The organism is Streptomyces sp. NPDC001493 (assembly GCF_053597235.1).
The window spans coordinates 117106-138422 of sequence record NZ_JBSFHV010000010.1 but is presented as its reverse complement, the minus strand read 5'-3'; the positions used below and the strand labels follow the sequence as shown (position 1 = coordinate 138422).

19 protein-coding genes and 1 pseudogene are annotated in these 21317 nt (G+C 70.4%); 13 read left to right on the top strand and 7 right to left on the bottom strand.

The window, feature by feature from the left end:
• The 7 genes from ACWCWD_RS16615 (at position 1) to ACWCWD_RS16585 (ending at position 6864) form a co-directional block, all read left to right on the top strand.
• Positions 1-516: a hypothetical protein gene (locus tag ACWCWD_RS16615; protein ID WP_450773526.1), complete on the top strand. Its 516-nt coding sequence runs from the start codon at positions 1-3 to the stop codon at positions 514-516.
• Between the two features lie 624 nt (positions 517-1140).
• Entirely contained in the window at positions 1141-1881 is a 741-nt protein-coding gene (locus tag ACWCWD_RS16610; RefSeq protein WP_450773525.1) for a DUF1684 domain-containing protein, read from the top strand.
• A gap of 52 nt (positions 1882-1933) precedes the next feature.
• Positions 1934-3454: an ABC transporter substrate-binding protein gene (locus tag ACWCWD_RS16605; RefSeq protein WP_450773524.1), complete on the top strand. Its 1521-nt coding sequence runs from the start codon at positions 1934-1936 to the stop codon at positions 3452-3454.
• Positions 3454-4419, top strand: coding sequence for an ABC transporter permease (locus tag ACWCWD_RS16600; protein WP_450773523.1), 966 nt, complete (start codon positions 3454-3456; stop codon positions 4417-4419). The genes ACWCWD_RS16605 and ACWCWD_RS16600 overlap by 1 nt, the downstream gene beginning before the upstream one ends.
• Positions 4416-5306, top strand: a complete 891-nt coding sequence (locus ACWCWD_RS16595; protein ID WP_450773522.1) for an ABC transporter permease — start codon at positions 4416-4418, stop codon at positions 5304-5306. The genes ACWCWD_RS16600 and ACWCWD_RS16595 overlap by 4 nt, the downstream gene beginning before the upstream one ends.
• Positions 5303-6103 carry an ATP-binding cassette domain-containing protein gene (locus ACWCWD_RS16590; protein ID WP_450773521.1) on the top strand — a complete coding sequence of 267 codons (801 nt, stop codon included), beginning with the start codon at positions 5303-5305 and terminating at the stop codon, positions 6101-6103. The genes ACWCWD_RS16595 and ACWCWD_RS16590 overlap by 4 nt, the downstream gene beginning before the upstream one ends.
• Positions 6100-6864 (top strand): ABC transporter ATP-binding protein, encoded by a 765-nt coding sequence (locus ACWCWD_RS16585; protein ID WP_450773520.1) that lies wholly within the window; start codon positions 6100-6102, stop codon positions 6862-6864. The genes ACWCWD_RS16590 and ACWCWD_RS16585 overlap by 4 nt, the downstream gene beginning before the upstream one ends.
• Before the next feature lie 15 nt (positions 6865-6879).
• On the opposite strand, the gene ACWCWD_RS16580 is transcribed toward ACWCWD_RS16585, so the two are convergent.
• The gene (locus ACWCWD_RS16580) at positions 6880-9645 is read right to left on the bottom strand and encodes a helix-turn-helix transcriptional regulator (RefSeq protein WP_450773519.1); all 2766 of its coding nucleotides are present in this window, start codon (positions 9643-9645) and stop codon (positions 6880-6882) included.
• 456 nt (positions 9646-10101) lie between these two features.
• Here ACWCWD_RS16580 and ACWCWD_RS16575 point away from each other — a divergent pair, with 456 nt between their 5' ends.
• Positions 10102-11184 (top strand): helix-turn-helix domain-containing protein, encoded by a 1083-nt coding sequence (locus tag ACWCWD_RS16575; RefSeq protein ID WP_450773518.1) that lies wholly within the window; start codon positions 10102-10104, stop codon positions 11182-11184.
• A 104-nt stretch (positions 11185-11288) separates the two neighbouring features.
• Here the strand turns inward: ACWCWD_RS16575 and ACWCWD_RS16570 are convergent, their stop codons facing one another.
• From ACWCWD_RS16570 to ACWCWD_RS16555, 4 genes are all read right to left on the bottom strand, one after another.
• Positions 11289-12017 (bottom strand): YoaK family protein, encoded by a 729-nt coding sequence (locus ACWCWD_RS16570; RefSeq protein ID WP_450773517.1) that lies wholly within the window; start codon positions 12015-12017, stop codon positions 11289-11291.
• The gene (locus tag ACWCWD_RS16565) at positions 11998-12537 is read right to left on the bottom strand and encodes a DoxX family protein (protein ID WP_450773626.1); all 540 of its coding nucleotides are present in this window, start codon (positions 12535-12537) and stop codon (positions 11998-12000) included. The genes ACWCWD_RS16570 and ACWCWD_RS16565 overlap by 20 nt, the downstream gene beginning before the upstream one ends.
• Before the next feature lie 49 nt (positions 12538-12586).
• A complete protein-coding gene (locus ACWCWD_RS16560; RefSeq protein WP_450773516.1) occupies positions 12587-13249 on the bottom strand; it encodes a hydrolase in 663 nt (220 codons plus the stop codon).
• A 122-nt stretch (positions 13250-13371) separates the two neighbouring features.
• Positions 13372-15252: an amidohydrolase gene (locus ACWCWD_RS16555; protein WP_450773625.1), complete on the bottom strand. Its 1881-nt coding sequence runs from the start codon at positions 15250-15252 to the stop codon at positions 13372-13374.
• A 604-nt stretch (positions 15253-15856) separates the two neighbouring features.
• On the opposite strand from ACWCWD_RS16555, the gene ACWCWD_RS16550 reads away from it, so the two are divergent.
• The 4 genes from ACWCWD_RS16550 (at position 15857) to ACWCWD_RS16535 (ending at position 18621) form a co-directional block, all read left to right on the top strand.
• A complete protein-coding gene (locus tag ACWCWD_RS16550; RefSeq protein ID WP_450773515.1) occupies positions 15857-16435 on the top strand; it encodes a Dps family protein in 579 nt (192 codons plus the stop codon).
• Between the two features lie 132 nt (positions 16436-16567).
• Entirely contained in the window at positions 16568-17290 is a 723-nt protein-coding gene (locus ACWCWD_RS16545; protein ID WP_450773514.1) for an alpha/beta fold hydrolase, read from the top strand.
• A gap of 139 nt (positions 17291-17429) precedes the next feature.
• Positions 17430-17825 carry a GNAT family N-acetyltransferase gene (locus ACWCWD_RS16540; RefSeq protein ID WP_450773513.1) on the top strand — a complete coding sequence of 132 codons (396 nt, stop codon included), beginning with the start codon at positions 17430-17432 and terminating at the stop codon, positions 17823-17825.
• Between the two features lie 514 nt (positions 17826-18339).
• Entirely contained in the window at positions 18340-18621 is a 282-nt protein-coding gene (locus ACWCWD_RS16535) for a hypothetical protein (protein WP_450773512.1), read from the top strand.
• A gap of 10 nt (positions 18622-18631) precedes the next feature.
• Here ACWCWD_RS16535 and ACWCWD_RS16530 read toward each other — a convergent pair.
• Positions 18632-19395 (bottom strand): annotated as a pseudogene (locus ACWCWD_RS16530) (transposase).
• Between the two features lie 75 nt (positions 19396-19470).
• Positions 19471-20031 carry an SUKH-4 family immunity protein gene (locus ACWCWD_RS16525; RefSeq protein WP_450773511.1) on the bottom strand — a complete coding sequence of 187 codons (561 nt, stop codon included), beginning with the start codon at positions 20029-20031 and terminating at the stop codon, positions 19471-19473.
• 844 nt (positions 20032-20875) lie between these two features.
• Here ACWCWD_RS16525 and ACWCWD_RS16520 point away from each other — a divergent pair.
• A complete protein-coding gene (locus tag ACWCWD_RS16520) occupies positions 20876-21094 on the top strand; it encodes an MbtH family protein (protein WP_450773510.1) in 219 nt (72 codons plus the stop codon).
• The last annotated feature ends 223 nt before the right edge of the window (positions 21095-21317 follow it).

The window sequence follows — 21317 nt, the reverse complement described above, 5'->3', positions numbered from 1 at the left end:
ATGGAGTCAATCATCTGGCCCAGAGTATGGCTCGGTTTCGTCCTGCCGGGACTCCTCGCGCTTTCCTGCTGGGGCTGCGGCACGACCGCTCGCGCAGAGACCGACAAGAATCCTGTAGCGCGGGCCGACTCTCGTATGTACGCGGGGTGCACGCATGGGCGCAGTCTGGAAAAGGTCGAGAAGGTGTACGGTCTCGCCATTCCTGACGCAGTGGCCAACCTGCGCTTCTGCGAGCAGGAGGACTGGTCGGGCTCCGCGGGTGAAATTCAGTTCGACGCATCCCGTAAGGAATGGGGAGAGTTCCTCGCCGATTCTGGTCAGCCGGGGATCGAACTGGTGAAAATCACCCCGTCGTCGGAAGGCCGGAAATGGCAGAAAGTCCCGAAGGGGGTGAAGGTGGGGTACGGAAGTTATGACAATGTGGTCGACGGCTGCGAAAACAGCGTCTACATCTATGTACAGGAGCTGCACACCGACGCGCTTCGGGTGTTTCTGAAACTCGTCTGCGCGTCGTGACGGAGTCCTCGTAGGCGCCGCGCCACCGCGCCACCGCGCCACCGCGCCACCGCGCCACCGCGTCACCGCGCCACGGCCCACCGGTTCGACCGGTGGGCCGTCGCTGTGGGACCTCGCCGACCGCTACGGCAATCCCGGTGGGGCGTTCCTGACGGGTGGTCCTGGCGGTGATCGCCAGGACCACCCGCCCGCCTCGTTGAAGGTGATCGGGGAGGAGAGGGGCGCGATCGCGCCCAGCGCCACCGTGATGGCGCGCTCAGCGTCACCGCGGTCACGCGGGGTGCCCCCCCGCCGGGGCCCCCGCCGGGGGCCTGGTCGGCTGGTCGCCGTACGCGTCCCGCCTTCTCGATCCCTGGGACGATCCCCCTGGGTGCCGATCGGGTGCTGATCCGGGAGCCGACCGACCAGTACGCAGGAGGCGTGCAAGTCCCCTTACCGGAATACGACTTGTGTATTTCCGCCGGTCGTAGGGCCGGAATGACGGCTTCCGTGACCGGGATGGCTGTCTCACCATGTGGATCGAAGGTTTGACATTAGGGGGACTTATGACCAATAAAGGTGATGCTTTGGCCATGCATTCACCTCCTGTAGTACCGGAAGGTGAGGGCTGCCCCGCCTAGACGAATGAGTACTGCCGTGTCCGACTCCACCCCCGCCCGCGCCACCGTCGACCCGGCGGAGGAGTGGGACGCCTGGCGCGCCGAGCGTCGCCGTGCGCTCACCTCCCCGATGGGCAACCTCGCCCTGGTCGAGACCCGCTGGGCGCCGACGGGGGAGACCCCGGACGCGGAGGCCGCACGCGCGCAGGCGCCGGACACCGTGACCGTCACCGAGGTCCAGCGCACCGACCTGGTCAGCGGCGAGCCCGAGCGGGGCCTGCGGTTCTGGGACGCCGACGCGCCCGCCATCCGCGCCTTCGACCGGGTCGACACCTTCGCGTACGACCCCGCCCTGGTGCTGGAGGCCACGTACACGCCCGTCCCCGGCGCCCGGCGCGTCGCCTTCGAGCACATCCGGGACAACGGCGGCAGCCGCGACCTGGTCGTCCCGGGCGACATCGCGCTCACCTTCGACGGCCGCGACTACACCCTGAGCGCCTTCGACGACGACGGCACCCTGCTGCTCGTCTTCGGCGACCCGACCAACGGCGACTCCACCTACGGCGCCGGCCGTTTCCTCTTCGTGCGGCGCACGGAGGACGAGAACCGGGTCGTCCTCGACTTCAACCAGGCCTTCGTGCCGCCCTGCGGGTTCTCCGATCAGTACAACTGTCCGATGCCGCCGCGGCAGAACCGCTTCCACCTGCCCATCGAGGCCGGCGAGAAGCTCCCCGTCTTCCGCGACGGCTCCGACGCACAGCACTGATCGCCGGTATCGACCACCCCGCAGCTCCACGCACCGAAAGAGCCCTCACCCCATGAGCACCAAGAAGAACGTCCTGCTCTCCACCGCGACCGTCGCAGCCCTCGCCGTGGCCCTGACCGCCTGCGGCGGCAACGGCGGCACCAGCGCCTCCGGCGGCGGCACCTGGAACAAGGACGCGGTCGTCAACATCGGCTCCCTCTACGAGCCGCAGAACCTCGACAACACCGCCGGCGGCGGCCAGGGCGTCACCGAGGTGCTCAACGGCAACGTCTACGAGGGCCTCTTCCGGCTCACCGACGACGGCAAGGTCGACAAGCTCCTCGCCGAGGACTACACGACCAGTGCCGACGGCCTCACCTACACCTTCACCCTCCGCGACGGCGTGAAGTTCCACAGCGGCAAGGCCCTCACCAGCGAGGACGTCAAGTACAGCCTGGAGAAGGTGCTCGCGGACGACTCCCAGTCCGCCCGCAAGAGCAACCTGGAAGTCGTCAAGGACATCGCCACCCCCGACGCGCGGACCGTGAAGATCACGCTGTCCCAGAAGTCGGTCTCCTTCGTCTACAACCTCTCCTACGTCTGGATCATCAACTCCCAGGCGAAGAACCTGAAGACGACCGAGGACGGCACCGGGCCGTACGCCCTGAACAAGTGGACCCGCGGTTCCGCGCTGAGCCTGAACCGCTTCGCCGGCTACTGGGGCGACGCCGCCGCCAACAAGCAGGTCGTCTTCCACTACTACAAGGACGCCACCGCGCTGAACAACGCGCTGCTGACCAACGCCGTCGACGTGGTCACCAGCGAGCAGTCGCCCGACGCCCTGGAGCAGTTCAAGAGCAACGGCTCCTACAAGGTCAACGACGGCGACTCCACCACCAAGCTGCTGCTGGCCTTCAACGACAAGGCCAAGCCCTTCACCGACGTCAAGGTGCGCCAGGCCGTCTCCGCCGCCATCGACGACAAGAAGCTCCTGGAGTCCGTCTGGGGCGGCTACGGCAAGCAGATCGGCTCGATGGTCCCGCCCACCGACCCCTGGTACGAGGACCTCACCTCCGTCAACGCCTACGACGTGACGAAGGCCAAGAAGCTGCTCGCCGAGGCCGGTTACGCCAAGGGCTTCAGCTTCACCCTCGACACCCCCAACTACGACCCGCACCCGACCGCCGCGACCTTCATCAAGTCGCAGCTCGCCAAGGTCGGCATCACCGTCAAGATCAACACGATCACCCCCGACGAGTGGTACACGAAGGTCTACAAGAACCACGACTTCTCGGCCACCCTCCAGGAGCACGTCAACGACCGCGACCTGGTCTGGTACGGCAACCCCGACTTCTACTGGGGCTACGACAACCCGCAGGTCACCCAGTGGGTCAAGGAAGCCGAAGAGGCTCCCGACACGGCCGCGCAGACCGCACTGCTCAAGAAGGTCAACGAGCAGACCGCCAAGGACGCCGCCAGCGACTGGCTCTACCTCTACCCGCAGATCGTCGTCGCGAGCACCAAGCTCTCCGGCTACCCGGTCAACGGCCTGAACTCCCAGTTCTTCGCTTACGACATCAAGAAGACGGGCTGATGGCGCGCTACCTCCTGCGCCGGCTCGCCTTCCTCGTGGTGTCGCTGGCCCTGGCGAGCGTGGTGCTCTTCGCACTGCTGCGCCTGCTCCCCGGCGACCCGGCCAACGCACTCACCTCGGTCGGCGCCAGCCCCGAGCAGATCGCCGCGGCCCGCCACTCCATCGGTTCCGACCGCCCGCTGCCCGAGCAGTTCACCCACTGGATCGCACAGATGGCGAGCGGCGACCTCGGCACCTCGTTCGTCAGCTCGCTCCCGGTGGGCCCCGAGATCAGCGCCCGGCTCGACGTCACCCTCCCGCTCACGCTGGCCGCGTTCGTCCTCGCCGTCCTGGTCGCCGTACCGGCCGGGTTCGTCGCCGCGTACAAGCGGCGCACCTGGTACGGGGCGCTGCTCAGCGGCGTGTCCCAGCTGGGCATCGCGGTCCCCGTGTTCTGGCTCGGCATGATCCTCATCGCGGTGTTCGCGCTGAACGCGGGCTGGCTGCCGTCCGGCGGCTTCCCGCCGGACGGCTGGGCCGACCCCGCCGAGGCGGTCCGCGCCCTCGTGCTGCCGGTCGTGACCATCGCCCTGGTGATGAGCGCCTCGCTGATCCGCTACGTACGCTCCGCCACCCTCGACGTGCTCGGCAGCGACTACCTGCGCACCTCCCGGGCGCTCGGCTCGTCCTTCGGCCGCGCCATGTGGCGGCACGGCCTGCGCAACGCGTCGGTCCCGGTGATCTCCATCCTCGGCATCGAGCTCGCCTCGACGCTGCTCGGCGCCGTCGTCGTGGAGTCGGTGTACGCGCTGCCGGGCCTCGGCTCGCTCCTCGCGAACGGCATCTCCCAGCACGACTACCCGGTCATCCAGGGCGTGCTCTTCATCTCCACCCTCGCAGTGCTCCTGATCGGCTTCGTCGCCGACCTGGTCCAGCGGATCATCGACCCGCGGCTGCGCGGCCGACTCTCGGGAGGTACCCGATGACCGGGACCGGCCTGACCACCGCGGCGGACGCTCCGGCGGCCACCGCGGCGGTCCCCGCGTCCAAGCGGCGCTCCCGCCGCTCCGCCAACCTGATCGTCGGCTGCGTACTCGCCGGACTGATCGTGCTGCTGGCCGTGGTGTCGCTCTTCTGGCTGCCCTTCGACGCGGAGGACACCTCCGGCGGACGGCTCGACGGCCCCGGCGGCGGCCACCTGCTCGGCACCGACAAGCTCGGCCGCGACCTGTTCACCCAGGTGATGACCGGCTCCCGCATCGCCGTCGAGGCGGGCCTCGGTTCGGTGGCCGTGGCCGCGCTCATCGGGATCACCCTGGGCGTACTCGCCGCGTTCGCGCAGGGCTGGCTCGACGACACGTTCTCGGCGCTGCTGGACATCCTCATCGCCTTCCCGACGCTGCTGCTGGCGATGCTCATCGTCGCCGCGCGTTCGGCGACGCTCAGCTCGGCGGTGCTCGCGATCGGCCTGGCGCAGAGCGCGGTCGTGGCGCGCCTGGTGCGCGTCCTCGTCAAGCGGGTCCTGGCACGCGACTACATCACCGCCGCCCGCACCTCCGGCACCTCCTGGCCCCGCACGGTCCTCTCCCACGTGCTGCCCAACATCTGGCCCACCCTGGTTGTCAACCTCGCCCTCCAGTTCGGGCTCGCGGTCCTCGCCGAGGCCGGGCTCTCCTACCTCGGCCTCGGGGCACCGCCGCCCAACGCCTCCTGGGGCCGCATGCTCCAGGAAGCCCAGGCCACCTTCACCACGGCACCCGTCGGCGCGCTCGCGCCCGGCATCCTGCTCGTCCTCCTCGTCATCGGCGTCAACCTCATCGCCGACGGCCTGCGGGACACCCTCGACCCGGCCACCCGGCGGAGGCGCGCGTGACTCTCCTCGACGTGACGGGACTGACCGTCCGGACCGACGACGGCCGGACCCTCGTCGACGACCTGACCTTCACGGTGGCCGGCGGTGAACGGCTCGGCCTCATCGGCGAGTCCGGCTCCGGCAAGTCCCTGACCACCCTCGCGGTGCTCGGACTGCTCCCCGAGGGCATGACCTCGGCCGGCAGCGTCGTACTCGCCGGCACCCAGACGGTGGGCGCCCCCGAGAAGCGCCTCACCGAGGTGCGGGGACGGGACGCCGCCATCGTCTTCCAGGAACCGCTGACCGCGCTCGACCCGCTGATGCGACTGGGCCGCCAGATCGCCGAACCGCTCGCCCGGCGCACCGGCCTCAAGGGCAAGCCCCTGCGTGCCGCCGTGATCGAGGCCCTGGAACAGGTCCGGCTGCCCGAACCCGAGCGGATCTCCCGCGCCTTCGCCCACGAGATCTCCGGCGGACAGCGTCAGCGCGTCGCCCTCGCGATGGCGCTCGCCTGCGAACCCAAGCTGCTCATCGCCGACGAACCCACCACCGCCCTGGACGTCTCCGTCCAGGCGGAGATGCTGGAACTCATCGACGGCCTGGTGCGGGAACGGGAGATGGCCGTGCTGTTCGTCAGCCACGACCTCGCCGTCGTCGCCAAGGTCACCGACAGGGTCCTCGTGATGAAGGACGGCCGGACCGTCGAGCAGGGCGCGGTCCACGACGTCGTGCACGCACCGCGCGAGGAGTACACCCGCACCCTGGTCGCCAGCGCCCGGAAGCTGGAATCCGCCCTGGACCTGAGGAGCGCGCGATGACGCCCGTACTGGAGCTCAAGGACGCCGCCGTACGCTACCGGGGCTCCGCCGCCGACGTGGTGCGGGACGTCTCCCTCGCCGTCGACGCGGGCGAGAGCCTCGCGCTGGTCGGCGAGTCCGGCGCCGGGAAGACGACCCTGCTCCGCCTGCTGCTGGGCCTCGCCCGGCCCACGGCCGGCGCCGTCCGCTTCGACGGGACGGACCTGAACCCGCGCGACCGCGCACAGATGCGCCGCTTCCGGCGCAGCGTGCAGTGCGTCTTCCAGGACCCCTACTCCTCGCTCGACCCCAGCCGCCAGGTCGGCGCGATCGTCGCGGAGCCGCTGCGCTCCCTCGGCCTCGACAGCCGTACGTCCGCCGCGCCCAAGGTCGCCGCGGCGCTGGAACGGGTCGGCCTCCAGGCGGACGCCGTCGACCGCTACCCGCACGAGTTCTCCGGCGGCCAGCGCCAGCGCATCGCCATCGCCCGCGCCACCGTCTGCGACCCCCGCGTCCTGCTCGCCGACGAACCGGTCAGCGCGCTGGACGTCACCACCCGGGTGAAGGTCGTCGACCTGCTGGCCGAGCTGAAGGAGGAGCGGGGGCTCACGCTGGTGATGGTCTCCCACGACCTGTCCGTGGTGGCCACCCTCTGCGAGCGCACCGCCGTGCTGGAACGCGGGCAGATCGTCGAGCAGGGCGCCACCGCCCAGGTGCTCGGCGCACCGGCGCACCCCTACACCCGCCGCCTCATCGACAGCGTGCCGCGCCTGCCCGCGTGACCCCCGCGGGAGCGGTCAGTCCCGGCCCAGTACGTCGCGGAGCTGACCGCGCGCGGTGACCCCGAGCTTGGGGAAGATCTTGTGCAGGTGGAAACCGATGGTGCGGGGCGACAGATAGAGCCGGGCGCCGATGTCCCGGTTGGTGAGCCCCTCCGCGGCCAGCTGGGCGATCTGGTGTTCCTGGGGCGTCAGGTCGGCCGCCGCGTCCGGAGCGGTCACGGCCGTCACGGCCACTCCCGCCGCACGGAGTTCGGCGGAGGCGCGCTCGATCCACGGGCGCGCGTCGAGCCGTTCGAAGAACTCCAGGGCGGTGCCGAGCAGCGGACGCGCCTCGGCGCTCCGCCGGTGGCGCCGCAGCCACTCACCGAAGTCCAGCTGGGCCAGGGCGTGTTCGAACGGCCATTGAATGACGGCCGGGTCGGCGAGCGCCGCCCGGAAGTGGGCCTCCGCGCCGTCGGATTCGGTGAGCAGGGCCCGGGCCCGGTGCAGAATCGCGTCCAGCCGGACGGAGCGTGACCCGCTCAGGGTTGCCTCGGCGGCCGTGAGGACGGTGCGGGCATCGTCCGTCTGCCCGGCGCGGACGGCCGCGGCGGCGAGATCCGCGACGCAGTACAGAGACGCGTGGTAGTGCACCGGCAGGGGATGGAAGTCCCGGGTGAAGGTACGCCGGAACTGCTCGTACGCCGTCCCGTGGTCGCCCTCCGCGAGGGCCGCCATGGCGAGGGCCCGCCGGTGGCTCACGTACAGGCCCGGCAGCTTGCGCAGGTCGACGGCGCGTACGGCCTGGCCGGCCCGGGCACGCGCACCCGCGTGGTCGCCGCGCGCGGCGCGCAGCGTGGCCTGGAGGAGCGGTGAACCCACGGCCATGTAGTCCGCGCCCGCCTCGGTCGCCATCCAGAACGCCTCCTCGGCGGTGGACTGGGCCGCGGTCCAGGCACCGCTTTCGAACAGGGAGTTGGCGAGCGAGAACGCGACGGTCGCATTGGCACCGGCCGTCGCGGCCCGGCGCAGATGATCCATCGCCCGCCCGAGAAGGCGTACGGCCTGATCAGTCTCGTCCAGCGCCCAGGCCGCGCCGCCCAGCACGATGGTCTCGTTCAGTCCGCCCTCCGGCAGCGCCTCCAGCACGCGGCGGAAGAGCTCCATGGCCCGGTCGCGGGCGGTGAAGGGTGCGCACGAGGCCAGCACCCAGACGCGGTCGACCTTGTACGGTTCCCCCGCGACGAGGTCGGTGATCCGCAGGAGTTCGGTCCGGTGGAAGGGGTTGCCGGACCGGTACGCCGGCGTCGCGGCCGTTCCCGCCGCGTCCAGGGCGAGGACGGGGGACTCGGTGGCCATCGACTCGGCCACCGGCAACAGGTAGGCGATGGAGTCGTCGTACCGGAGCGTCACGGCCAGGGACCAGCCCGCGAGTACGGATGCCTCGGCGAGGAGCTGCACGTCGTCGGTGAGCGTGGTCACCCGGGAGGTGATCTCGTTCACCCACTGCGGATGGCCCCCGTGCGTGGCCGACATGGCCGCCGCGAGCAGACGGCGGGCGCGCTGCTCCCGGTCCGGGGTGAGTTCCGCGGCGCGTTCCAGAGCCGCCGCGGCGGCCGCGTACCCGCCCCGGAAACGTGAACGCTCGGCGCTCTCGGCCAGGGCGTCGGCGACCTCCGCGTCCGGACCGAGCGCCGCCGCCGCGAGATGCCAGGCGCGGCGGTCGGGTTCGTCGGTGAAGGCCGCGGCGAGCACCAGATGGGCCTCGCGGCGCTCGGCGAAGGTGGCGGCCTGGTAGATCGCGGAACGTACGAGCGGATGGCGCAGCCGCACCTCGCCGCTTTCGACCCGTATCAGTCCCGTCCGCTCGGCGGGCAGCCACACCTCGGGGCCGTCCATGCCGGGGACCGTGTGGAGGATGTCGGAGAGCTGGGCGGTACCGGCCGCCGCGGCGAGGAGCAGGGCCCGTCGTGTCGCCTCGGGGAGGGTGGGGAGTTCGGCGGCGAAGATCTGCTCCAGCCGGGCGGTGAGGGGGAGCGAGTCGGTCGCCCCCCGGTCGCGGCGGCTCGGGTCCTTCGCGAAGGCGCGCGCGAGCTCGATGAGGGCCAGCGGGTTGCCGGCCGCCTGCTGGAGGATCTGGGACCGGGCCCGGCCCCGGGGCGGGTGCGGCTGGGCGTTCAGCAGCAGCACGGACGCGGCCCGGTCCAGCGGACCGGCCGTCAGGTGCGGGAAGACACGGTCGAACCGCTCCGGAACGGTCTCGTCCCGGGCGGCGAGCAGCAGGGCGGCGGGTTCGCCCTCCAGCCGCCGGGCCACGAAGGCGAGCACCTCCAGGGAACCGAGATCCAGCCACTGGGCATCGTCGACGACGAGCAGCAGCGGTCGCTCCGCGGCCGCCTCCGAGAGCAGATTCAGTACCCCGAGCCGGGTCAGCAGCGGGTCGAGCCGCTGCGAGGGCTCGGCCTGCGCCATCCCGAACGCGAGGCGCAGCGCCTCGGCCTGATGGGCCGGCAGCCGTCCGATACCGCCGAGGAGCGGATGGAGCAGCTGATGGATCCCCGCGAAACCGAGCTCCCGCTCGCCCTCGGCGCCCCGTACCCGGAGCACCAGCCGGCCGCGGGAGGCGGCGTACGAGGCCGCCCGGTCCACCAGGGTGCTCTTCCCGGCACCGGGTTCGCCGGTCAGCACCAGCACCTTGGAGCCTGTGCCGTCCGCCGTGTCGACCAGCTCGAAGATCCGGGACAGCTCGTGTTCCCTGCTCAGGATCCCCGAATCGGCGACCGTCTCGGTACCGAGATCCATGGTGCTCTTCCCTTCCCGCGAACCACCCGCCCCGAGGGGCGCCGAGCGACGCACGTACAGGCCGCTCGGAGGCATCCTGCCAGGTCGGCGGGGTGAAGCGACCGGCGGAGTCCCGTCGGAGCACCTCGCCGGCACATGACTGGTCACATGACAGAAGCGCGGCGCTCCGCCCCGCTGACAGCATCCGGAGTACCCGGACACGACGCCTTGGGCGTGGCTCCGGAGACACCCGACGGACGAGCGTCCGGCTGCGCGCCGGGCCACGCCCAGGGGCCGTGCGGACGCCCCGGCCGCGTCCTCGTCGAGGTGCCGACGATCACAGTGAAGACGGAGAGATCAAGCGTGAGGAACGCCGTGCACAGCCAGCAGAACGCCGAGGCCGAGGGAGGCCGCCCCTCCGGGAGAGGAGGAGTGACGGCGAGCGCGGGCCGGCCGGCCGGCGGGTGCTGCCGTTCCGTGGCCGTGGACGCACCGGCGGCGGAGCCGGCCCACCTCGCGAACGCCTCGACCCTCCCGGACTCCCGCCTCTCCGCCCCTTTCGTCCCCTCGGTCGCCTTTCGGGGCCGCCCCCATCTGACGGTGCTGGGCCGGCGTGCCCCCGGCGCCGCGGTCGAGAGCCTGCGGATCTCGGTCCTCGCGTCCCACGGTTCCGCCGACCCAGGAGACTTGGCTCATCCGGGCCACGAACGTGTCTCCGTCCCGCCGTGGCTGTCGGACTCCGGCGACGGGGAGACCCTCTACCTCGCGCAGCACGTCCACGGTTCGGCAGCCGTCCCCCGCGGCGGAACCGACATCTTCCTGGAGCCGGGTGACATCGTGTTCTGCGGGCCCGGCACGCCCGCCTTCCCGCGCCCCGGCGACGCGTACCGCATGACGGTCTTCCACGTACCGCGCCGCCTCCTGGCGATCACCGACACCGATCTGCGCCGGGTCCTGGGGGTGCCGCTGCGCTGTACGGAGGGGGTGGGGGCGCTGGTGTCGCACTCCCTGTCGGTGCTCGCCGAGAGCAGGGAGACCCACCGGTCGCGGAGCGGCGAGCGGCTCGTCGCCAACGCGGTGGAGATCCTCGCCGCGCTCGTCGTCGACGCCGTCGGAACGGAACACCCGGACTCCCCGGACCCCGGCACACGGATGGCGGAGAGCATCCGGAACCACATCGAACTGCATCTGACGGACCCCGATCTGTCGCCGCGCTCGATCGCCCGCGCCCACCACATCTCCGTCCGGTACCTGCACAAGCTCTTCGAGGACGAGGGCACCACGGTGAGCCGGTTGATCCGCCGCCGCAGACTGGAGGCGTGCCGCCGCGAACTCGGCCGGTCGCCGAACCGCAGGCTCACCGTGGCGGCCGTGGCGCACCGCTGGGGATTCGTCAGCCCCTCGCATTTCAGCCGGGCCTTCCGGGACGCCTACGGCATGTCTCCCAGCGAGTGGCAGTCCTCGGCGCCGGCGGAGCAGCCGGTGTTTCCCGGCCGCACCCAGCCCCCCACAGGAGACTGGAGCCTCCCGGCGGGAGGACGGCGCGTCCTGTCCGCGTAGGGAGTGGCCGACGGCTCCCCGGCCCGTCGCCGCGTGCGAGGTGCACGTACGACCCGGGCGCGGGCATCCCGGCCCGCGCCCGGTCAGTACGTCAAGGCCCAGGGTCAGGCCGGCTCGGCCCAGGCCGCGTCCCGGGCCGAGAGACGGCGGGTGACCACGGACGTCACCACGAGGAACGCCAGGGCGAGGCCCAGGGTGACGGGGAGTTCGGTGCGCAGTGCCGCGCCGACGAGCGCGCCGAGGAACATGGCCAGTACGGACAGGACGCGCCGTCCGGGCCGGGGCGCGGCTCCACCGGCCGGGACGGAGTCCGCGGCCAGTCCCGTCAGGGTCAGGGTCAGCACGGTCGTCGTCAGGTCGGGTACGCCGAGGCGGCGGGCGACCGCGTTCTGCATGCCCATGGCCAGGCCGAGCAGGACGATCAGGGTGTAGCGGGCCCAGGGGGTCACCTCGCCGTGGGAGACCGTGACCGCGACGAGAGCTCCGAGGACGAGGACCGCCTGGAGCGCCGTGGTGAAGGCCAGCAGCCGCCCCCGGTGCGCCGCGAACCGCGAGCCGAACCGGCCTCCGGCCAGCGCGCCGGTGAGGAACGCGGCCATCGACACCAGGGAGGCGAGCACGGACAGGCCGTCGGCACCCGCCAGGGCGAACCCCAGGAACACCACGTTGCCGGTCATGTTGGCGACGAAGACGTGCCCGAGCGACAGATAGCTCACGGCGTCGATCAGGCCGGTGACCACCGTCAGCGTCAGCATGAGGGGTGGCAGGGGGCCGTGCCGGTCCCCCTTCGGCGGGACCAGTGTGCGAGCCGCGTCAACGAGTAGGGCGCGCATGCGCAGTCGCTCCTTCCGGGGCGGCGGGGTGGGATACGGAGGGGCGGTGCAGCACCGCCCGGGTGAGCAGGCCGCTCGCCGGTCCGGCTACGAGGGCCGCGACCACGATCCACAGCGGCCAGGGGGCCAGTCCGAGCAGACGGTCGGCCGACCAGCGGCCCGGCCCGGTGAGCGCGAGCGCCCCCGAAGCGACGACGAGGACCATCGGGTACTCGTATCCGTCGTTCTGGACCCACAGGCCCTTGTGCCATTTCACGGTTCCGGCGACCGTCATCACCCCCATGGCGGCCATCGCCGCCAGGGGAGTGAGCGCACCGGCCGCCAGGAACAGGCCGGCGCCGATCTGACTGCCGCCCGCGGCGAGCGCGGTGAGTCGGCCGCCGCGGAAGCCGTCGTGGCGGAACTCCTCGGTCCCGCCCGCGAACCCGTTGCCGCCCAGCCGGAAGCTGACCTTCTGCACCCCGTGTCCGGCGATGAGGAGTCCCACCACCAGACGGAGGACCAGGAGCCCGGTGTCCATTGCGTTCATGCCCGTTCCTGACGTTTCGTCGATGTCCTGGTGGAGCGGATCAGCCGGCCGCGTGCTCGCCGATGACGGTCTGCGCGTAGACGACCCCGAGGCCGTAGGTGCCGCCGTGCTCCTTCACCACGTCCATGACCGGCAGGTACGTCTCCGTACGCGCCCAGTCGCGCTGCAGCTCCAGCAGCACCTGCACCCAGGTGACCGGGACGGCGCCGGCCTGGACCATCCGCTGTACCGCGTGGTCGTGGGCCTGGGGGGTGACGCCGCCGGACGCGTCGGCGACGACGTAGACCTCGTAACCCTGCGCGAGCGCCGACAGGGTGGGCAGGACGATGCAGACCTCGGTCCACAGACCGGCGATCACGAGCTTCTTGCGGCCGGTGGCCTTGACGGCCTCCACGAACGCGACGTCCTCCCACGCGTTCATCGTGGAACGGTCGATGATCTTCTGCTCGGGGAAGACATCGGCCAGCTGGGGCAGGAGCGGGCCGGAGAAGGATTCGGCGGCCACCGTGCTCAGGACCACGGGGACGTCGAAGACCTTGGCGGCCTTCGCCAGGCCCACCGTCGCGTTGATGATCGCGGTGCGGTCACCGCTGCCCGTACCGAAGAACATCTGCGGCTGGTGGTCCACGAAGAGCACCGCGCAGTTGTCGGGGGTCAGCAGGGCGTCGCTCGGGACGGCGGTGACCTCGGAGATGTCGGCCATGGGAGAACCTTTCAGGAGTGGGACGCGCGCGGACGGACGCCCGGCGCGAGGACGGGGTGATGCGGTGGTGCCCCGGGAGGGGCGGCTCGTGACCGGGCCCCTCCCGGGAGTTCGGGGAAGGATCAGAGGGAGAAGCAGGGGTCGAAGACCGGGCTCTGGTTCTCGGGAGCCAGACCGCGCCGGGCGCGCCACTGACGGTGCTGCTCGGACTCGGCGACGGCCTGACCGAGCAGCTCGGCCTGGCGGGCGCCCGAAGGACCCGTGCGCGGTGCGGCCTGGTAGCCGCCGAAACGGGTGACCGGGCTCCACTCCGGGCTGACCGGCGGCAACTCCTCGTCCAGACCCTCGTACTCGGCGGTGGCGTAGACGATCCGGCCGCCGACGACGGTCAGCAGCGACTCGATGTGCGCGATGTCCTGCTCGGGCACGTCGAAGTAGTCCTCGGAGAGGACCGCGAGGTCGCCGAAGCAGCCCGGCCGCAGCACGCCCTTGACGTCCTGCTCGCCCGTCAGCTCCGCACCCGCGCGGGTGAACATGGCCAGCGCCGTCGCCCGGTCGACACGGTTGAGTGCCGGACGCAGCACCACGTCGCCGACTGTGCGGCCGGTGACCAGCCAGTGCAGGGCGATCCACGGGTTGTACGTGGAGACCCGGGTGGCGTCCGTGCCGCCACCGACCGTCAGCCCGCGCTCCAGCATGGCCCGCACCGGAGGGGCGTCCGCCGCGACGCCGGGACCGTACCGGCGCAGGAACGCCTCGCCCTGGAACGACAGGCGGTTCTGCACGGACATGGCGCCGCCCAGCGCGACGACCCGGTCGAGGCTGTCCGTCGAGACGGTCTCCGCGTGGTCGAACAGCCACCGGTTCCCGGCCGGGAAGAGGCCCTCGGCGGCAAGCTTCTCGAAGACCGCGAGGTCCCGGCGGATCGTCTCGTCGTACGTGGCGTGCAGCCGGAACCCCCAGCCGTTCTCCATGAGGAGACGCACGGCCTTCTCGAACTCGACCTCGTAATCCGGCGAATGTTCCGGACGCGGCTGGGCGAAGTTCTCGAAATCCGCCGCCGCCCAGGTGAGATTCTCGCCCGCGCCGTTGAGACGCAGCCATTCGTCCCCGTCCTCGGTACGCGTCATTTCGATCCAGCGCGTGAGGTCGTCGATTTCCTGGCCGGCGGTCTGCGGGAAGAGGTGGTAGGCGATGCGCAGCGACAACCGGCCTTCCTCGGCCAGTTCGGCGACGGTGCTGTAGTTCTCGGGGAAATTCTGGAAACCGCCGGCGGCGTCGATCGCCGACGTGAGGCCGAACCTGTTCAGCTCCCGCAGGAAGTGAAGGGTGGAAATCTTCTTGTCCCCGCCCTCCAGCACCGGCGCCTTTGCCAGCGTCGAGTAGAGAATCAGCGCGCTCGGCGCGGCCAGCAGCATGCCCGTGGGCTCGCCGTCCCGGCCGCGGACGATCTGCCCGCCCTTCGGATCGGGGGTGTCCCTGGTGTGCCCGGCCGCCTTGAGCGCCGCCCGGTTGAGCACCGCCGACTGGTACAGGTGCAGCACGAACACTGGGGTGTCCGGTGCGGCGGCGTTCAGTTCCGCGACGGTCGGCAGCCGCCGTTCGGCGAACTGCTCGGCCGACCACCCGCCGACCACCCGCACCCACTGGCCCTTCGGGGTCCGGGCCGCCTGCTCCCGGAGCATCGCCAGACCCTCGCGCAGGGTACGGACGCCGTCCCAGCGGAGCTCCAGCACATAGTTGAGCCCGCCCCGGATGACGTGCAGGTGGGAGTCGTTGAGGCCGGGGATCATCCGGCGGCCGAGTGCGTCGACCACCCGCGTGCCCGGACCGACGAAGGGCGCCACGTCATTGTCGTCGCCGACGACCGTGATGACACCGTCGCGGATCGCCAGGGCCCCGGCCTGCGGGCGACCCGGGTCGCCGGTGTGGATCTTCGCATTGCGGACGATGAGGTCCGCAGCGTTTTCGGTGGCGCTGGGGACCAGCCCTCCGACCGGCATCGTGGACACCTTTGGACAACCTCCTGCAGTAAGAGCAGCTAGTGGGAACCGTGTTGCGTTTCCGTATTTCCGCGTTCCGCGTTCCGCGTTTCTGCGTTCCGCGTTTCCGTGCGTTTTCCGTGCCTGCCGGTACCCGCACCCTCGTGCGCTCGACGGTCGGCGCGCATTCGGCATCGTCCGGCTCGCGCGTCGTATGCGACCGGGGGAGAGCGGAAGGGGAGACGGAAAGGTGGGAGGGAAAGAAGAAGGCCCTTCGCCGTGTTCGTGGAAAGGGCGATCCCCGATCGCTCCGTCAGGAGATTAGGAGCAATCGGTGCGCCCGCGTGGTCCGGCAGTGCACCCGATGCGTTCCATGAGTGCACTCCTTTCGTCCCGGTCACGACGTGTGCGCTGACGGGCATCACCGCATGCACTGCGGGACTCGCGCCGCCGGCTCGGGCGCCTAGCGTCGCCGAAGTGCGGGCGGCGCGACACAGCACCGTGCGCACGTCACGCACCGCGCGCACGTCACGACACGCATCGCGCGCACGTCACAGCACGCATCGCGCGCACGTCACGAAACGCACCGCGCGCACGTCACAGCACGGCACCACAGGAGGAACCCATGACCAACTCGTCCCCGTCCGCGAGCAGCAGCCAGCCGTGGCTGCACCAGAAGGGCGAAGTGATCCAGGAGTTCGGCACGGTCAAGCAGTTCCCGATCGGCCTCACCTACGAGGCGCGGATGTACTCCTGTCAGCGGCTCAACAAGGTGCTGGCCGACACGCAGATCCTTTACGGCCTCTACAAGAAGCACCACTGGCTGATGCGCGGCGCGACCTTCTACCAACTGCACCTGGTACTGGACAAGCACGCGGGTGAGCAGCTCGAACTCGTCGACACCATCGCCGAACGCGTCCAGTCCCTGGGCGGGGTCGCCGTGGGCGACCCCCGGCACGTCGCCGAGATCACCTCGATCCCGCGGCCCCCGGACGGAGTCGAAGAGGTACCCGCGATGCTGTCCCGGCTGCTGGAGGCGCACGAGGCGATCCTGGTGGACGCCCACGACGCGGCGGCCAGGACCATCGAGCTCGGCGACGACGGCACCAACGACCTGCTGGTCTCGCAGGTCATCCGGACCGGGGAGCTGCAGGCGTGGTTCCTGGCCGAGCACCTGGTCGACACCCCTCTGGTCCGCGCCTGACGCGGTCACCCCGAGCGGCCTCGCCGCCGAGGCTTCGGCGGCGCCCCGCTCCTTCCTCTTCCACGACCGGCCGTCCGTACCCCGGCCGGCCGGTCACCCCTGTCCGTCCCACGGTTCACCAGGAGTTGTTCCATGTCTTCTTCGACCAGCCCCACCGTCGTCCTGATCCACGGCGCCTTCGCCGACGCCTCCAGCTGGAGTTCGGTGATCGAACGCCTCCAGCAGGAAGGCATTCCCGTCCTGGCGCCCGCACTGCCGCTGCGCGGACTGGAGAGCGACGCCGCCTACATCCGCAGCGTGCTGGACAGCGTTTCGGGCCCCGTCGTGCTCGTGGGCCATTCGTACGGCGGCTCGGTCATCAGCATCGCCGCCTCCGGCGCCCCGCAGGTCAAGGCCCTCGTCTACATCGCGGCCTTCGTGCCGGACATCGGCGAGAGCGCGTTGGAACTCACCGGGAAGTTCCCCGGCAGCACCCTGGGCGAGGCGACCACCACCCAGTCCTACCCGCTCCCCGACGGCGGTCAGGGCGAGGAGCTGATCATCGAACAGCACCTTTTCGAGAAGCAGTTCGCGGCGGGAGTGCCTGCCGCGACCGCTCTGGTGATGTCCGTGGGCCAGCGTCCGATCGCCCTCGCCGCGCTCCAGGGCAAGGCCACCGCGGCAGCCTGGAAGGAGATCCCCAGCTGGTACCTCGTGGCCACCGAGGACCGCAACATCCCGCCGGCCGCCGAGGAGTGGATGGCCGAGCGGGCCGGTGCCCACACGGTCAGCGTCAGCGCACCCCACGCGGTCTCCGTGAGCGACCCCGGACCGGTGACCGACCTGATCCTGCGCGCCGTTCGCTCGACCGGCTGACCGGGATGACCACCTGATGGGCTGACCACCTGATGGGCTGACCGGCCGCCAGTCGTCCCGGCCGTGTCCCGGGGATCACGGACACGCCCCTGAGGCTCCCCGTACCCGGGCCGAGCCCCGACGCCCCTACGATCCCGGTGTGACGATCACGTACGAGTGGCGGGGCGACTTCGGCAACGCGGCCCTCGACGCACTGCACGCCGAGGGGTTCGGCGGTCCGGCCACCGGGACCGACTGGCGGGCACGCCTGGAGCGCCACAGCCTGGGCTGGGTCTGCGCGCGGGAGGGCGGTGCACTGATCGGGTTCGTCAACGTCCTCTGGGACGGCGGGGCCCACGCTTTCCTGCTCGACACGGTGGTGGCCCGGCATCACCGGTCGCGCGGGGTCGGTGCGGCACTGGTCGCCGCCGCGGTCGAGGAGGCCCGCGCGGCGGGGTGCACCTGGCTGCACGTCGACTTCGAGGAGCATCTGCGTACGTTCTACGTCGACGTCTGCGGCTTCCGGGTGACCCCGGCGGGGCTGATCGCTCTCTGACGCCGGACGGGGTCCTGACAGGGCCCGTCTTCGTTCTGCCTTCCTCGCGCCGCCGTGCGGGAGGAAGCCCGCCGGTTCGGCTTGGTGGCACCCGAGCCCGCGGCCGGATCCGTCCGGGACGTGTTCACCGCTCGCCGGTCCCCGGCCGCGGCAGCCACGTCCGCTCCTTGCGTACGGCCTTCGCGGTGTCCGGGGTGCGCGGCAATCGCACGAGCAGCTGATCGCCGAACCGGTACATCCTGTTGTCGGTGCCCTCACCGGCCGGTGAGAGGGGAAGGGCGGTCCACTCCGGCTGCTGCTCCCGCAGCAGCCGGAGTGGACGACCGCCTCATCCACACGGATCTCGTTCTCACGAAGTGTCACGCCGAGAGCCTCAGGGCTGTCCCGCAAAGGGTCGGTGGGGCGAGGGCCGCCAAGGCGCCGACGCGGCTGGGTGGATAGCGTGTAGAGGTTCGTGCATGAAGCAATGGGCCTGGGGGGACACGTGGGACGCAGCTGGCTACCTGTGGAGAATGTGGGCGCCAACGACCTCTGGCTCTTCGTCGAACCGTACGGTGAGGACTACTGGCTGAAGCCCGGGGAGGTCTTCGCGGTCGCTCCGGAGGCCGCGGGGATCGATTTCTGCTTCTCTATCGCTGTCTGCCAGGAGGGCATCACGGTATGGCTCTATGAGGACGGTGACCCGACCAAGGTTGTCCTGGAGTACACAGTGACTGACGCTGACGGTAAGCGGCTGGAGTGCGGGCACCAGAGGCCCCCGAAGCCGGCGGGCTCCGGCGTGACCGAGACGGGCTGAGCCCTCTCGCTCACCGGGTCAGTGCAAGATTGTGCAGTTGGGCAATACCCAGCAAGGCGTAGTACACGCCGTCGCCTTTAAGCGGCAGTCGCGGAGGATCTCCCAGTTTTTCATGCGGGCGAAGGTGTGCTCGACTCGGGCGCGGACTCTCCGGTGGGAGGTGTTGTGGGCTTCCTTCCAGGCCGGTAACTCGCCCTGGCCGGGTTCTCGGCGATGCGGGATGATGAGACCGGTGCCGCGGTAGCCGCCTTCGGCGATCACGGTGGTGTTGCCGACCGAACTCTTGGCTCCGGACAGTTCCCACGCCGTGCAGTCGTTGCGGTTGCCGGGCACGGGCCGTCCGACGGAGACGACCAGACGTGAGTCGGCATCGATGACGACCTGATGGTTGGTGGAATAGCGGTAGGACTGCTCCGCCACACTATGGTCCCGTGTCGGCACCTGGGTGCCGTCCACAATCAGCACCGTGTCTCTACGGAAACGGCTCCGCAGCCGCAGCGCAAGCAGGGGCCCGAGCTGGCGCACGATCCGGCCCGCGGCCGACTTCGAGATCCCGAACAAGGGAGCCAGCTGCCGCAAGGTCAGGTTCGTTCGCCAGTACGCGGCAACCAGCAACACCCGGTCCTCCAGCGGCAGACTCCACGGACGTCCCCTGCGAACGAGGGGCGGGCCTTCGCGCCGCAGTATGGTGATCAGTTTCCCGAACTGCTTCGGACTCAGCCCGGAGTACGGCGCTATCCATGACGGCTCAGACGCCGTGATCACAGCCCCCACACGAAGATCATCTCAGCCATGCGCCTGGCATCCCTGCACGGTCCAGACCTACGGGCCCTTGCCCTGCCGCCGAGGTCAGTAGAGCCAGCGGTCCAGGAGCCCTGGCCAGAGAAACCCCTCGTAGCCGTTGAAGGCTGCCGGGTCGATCTCCTTCAGTTCCTCGGCCAGCCGGTTCAGCTCGGCGAAAGCCCGCTCTTCCTCCTCTTCGGAGAGGTACTCCTCGGGGCCGTCCGGTTCACCGAGAAGCTCGGAGGCTTTGACGCGACTGCCGTAACGGTGAAGGACGTTGAGCCACACGCCGACACTCGAGTTGGCGAACCATGCCTCCCCGTCCGGCATGACGAAGTAGACCGCCCCGGTCTCTGGCTCGGCGCCGAACCACGACCGCTCAGCGGGCGTGTTGGGGTCGGTGTCCTCCGTGAGGCGGTAGAGGGGACCGCGGGACGTGTGCAGGACGGGATCGGCCTCGCTCTGCATCACGACTCGTTCGATAAGGCGCGGAGCTACCGGGATGCCCACCTCGACGAGCTGTGCCTTCATGAACTCCGGGATCCGCCAGCCAGCCACAACGTCCCGTCCGGCTCGTGTGACATGCCCCTGGCCAGCCCACTCGGTCAGCTGGTCGTACATCGCCATCGAACGATCCTCTTTTGTCGGCTGTGGTCCTGACCCTATCGACCTGGTCTCAGGTCAAGGCGCAGCCGCACTTACGGGACAGCCCTTTGTGCCCGGGCCACGACGCCGCCAGCGATTTTCGGTGCGGTCGCCGCTCAGAACGCGATCCGTCTTGTCACGGGAGACCGAGTGGGAGCGTCAGCGCGACAGGATGCCCGGCGGCAGAGTCCGGAAGCACCACCCCACCCATGGCTGACGTCAGCATCGGGAAGGTGCCTCGTCGTCCCCGTCCGAGGCGCCGTGCCGGGCGCCCACCGCCCGGCGGGAAGGGGCGGACACGGCTCAGGGGGACGACATTTCGCGTTCCGGGCACGGGCGATCGTGTGGCGGACGGGGCGCGTGCCCGGCGCACGGTAGCTCGATCGGATCATTCGGCACTATGGCGTCTGCGGGCGCGCGCGGGCGCTTCCGTGAAATGCCGGGGCCCAAATTCAGTGATACCCGCGCAAGAGGGACATGGGGCGACTGAACTGTTTCACAGGTGATCACTTGGCATATGTCCAGGGCGAGATGTGTCGCGTCGTCGGATTCGGGGTGTGCGGGGCAATGGAGCGAATAGGGACTTTGGCGGCCGTGCATCCTCTAATGTGATTGGCATGAACGGGTGAAGTCGGGGTGTGACCCTGTCCCGGCGGTGAAGGTCCATCGAAAGAGCGTGCGACGCGTCGCCGATCTCTCAGGGGCTGGTGTGCCGGGCAAAGGGTCGGGGGCCGGCGGCATCGCGGCGGGAATGGTCCGGCGCGAGGTGCCCGGGAATGTCTGATGAACATGTCGCAGAATGCGCGAGAACAGGTGGGGGACGGCCGTGACCAATCCTTTCGACGACGAGTCGGGACGATTCGTGGCGCTGGTCAACGACGAGGGTCAGTACTCGCTGTGGCCCGCACGGATCGAGATCCCGGGCGGCTGGCGTGCCGTCGGCCCGGAGGGATCGCGTCAGGAGTGTCTGGACGCGATCGAGGCCGCCTGGACCGACATGCGGCCCGCGAGCCTGGTGAGGGCGATGGAGGCGGCGGCCGAGTAGGACCGCCCCGTACGCGTGAACTCCCCGGCGGGTGCGCGACGGATCACGGGACACCCCCTGGTCCGGTCGCCGGTGTGCGGGGCGCACCCTCGCCCCGTCGGGGTGGACGGTGCTCCGGCGCGTGGTCCGGTCCGTCATCCTGATCGATTCTTGTCTTCCTCGGACCGGATGAGGTCCTTTGAGGTCCCTTGTGATCCCCTTGGGATCTCTTGGGGTCCGTTGA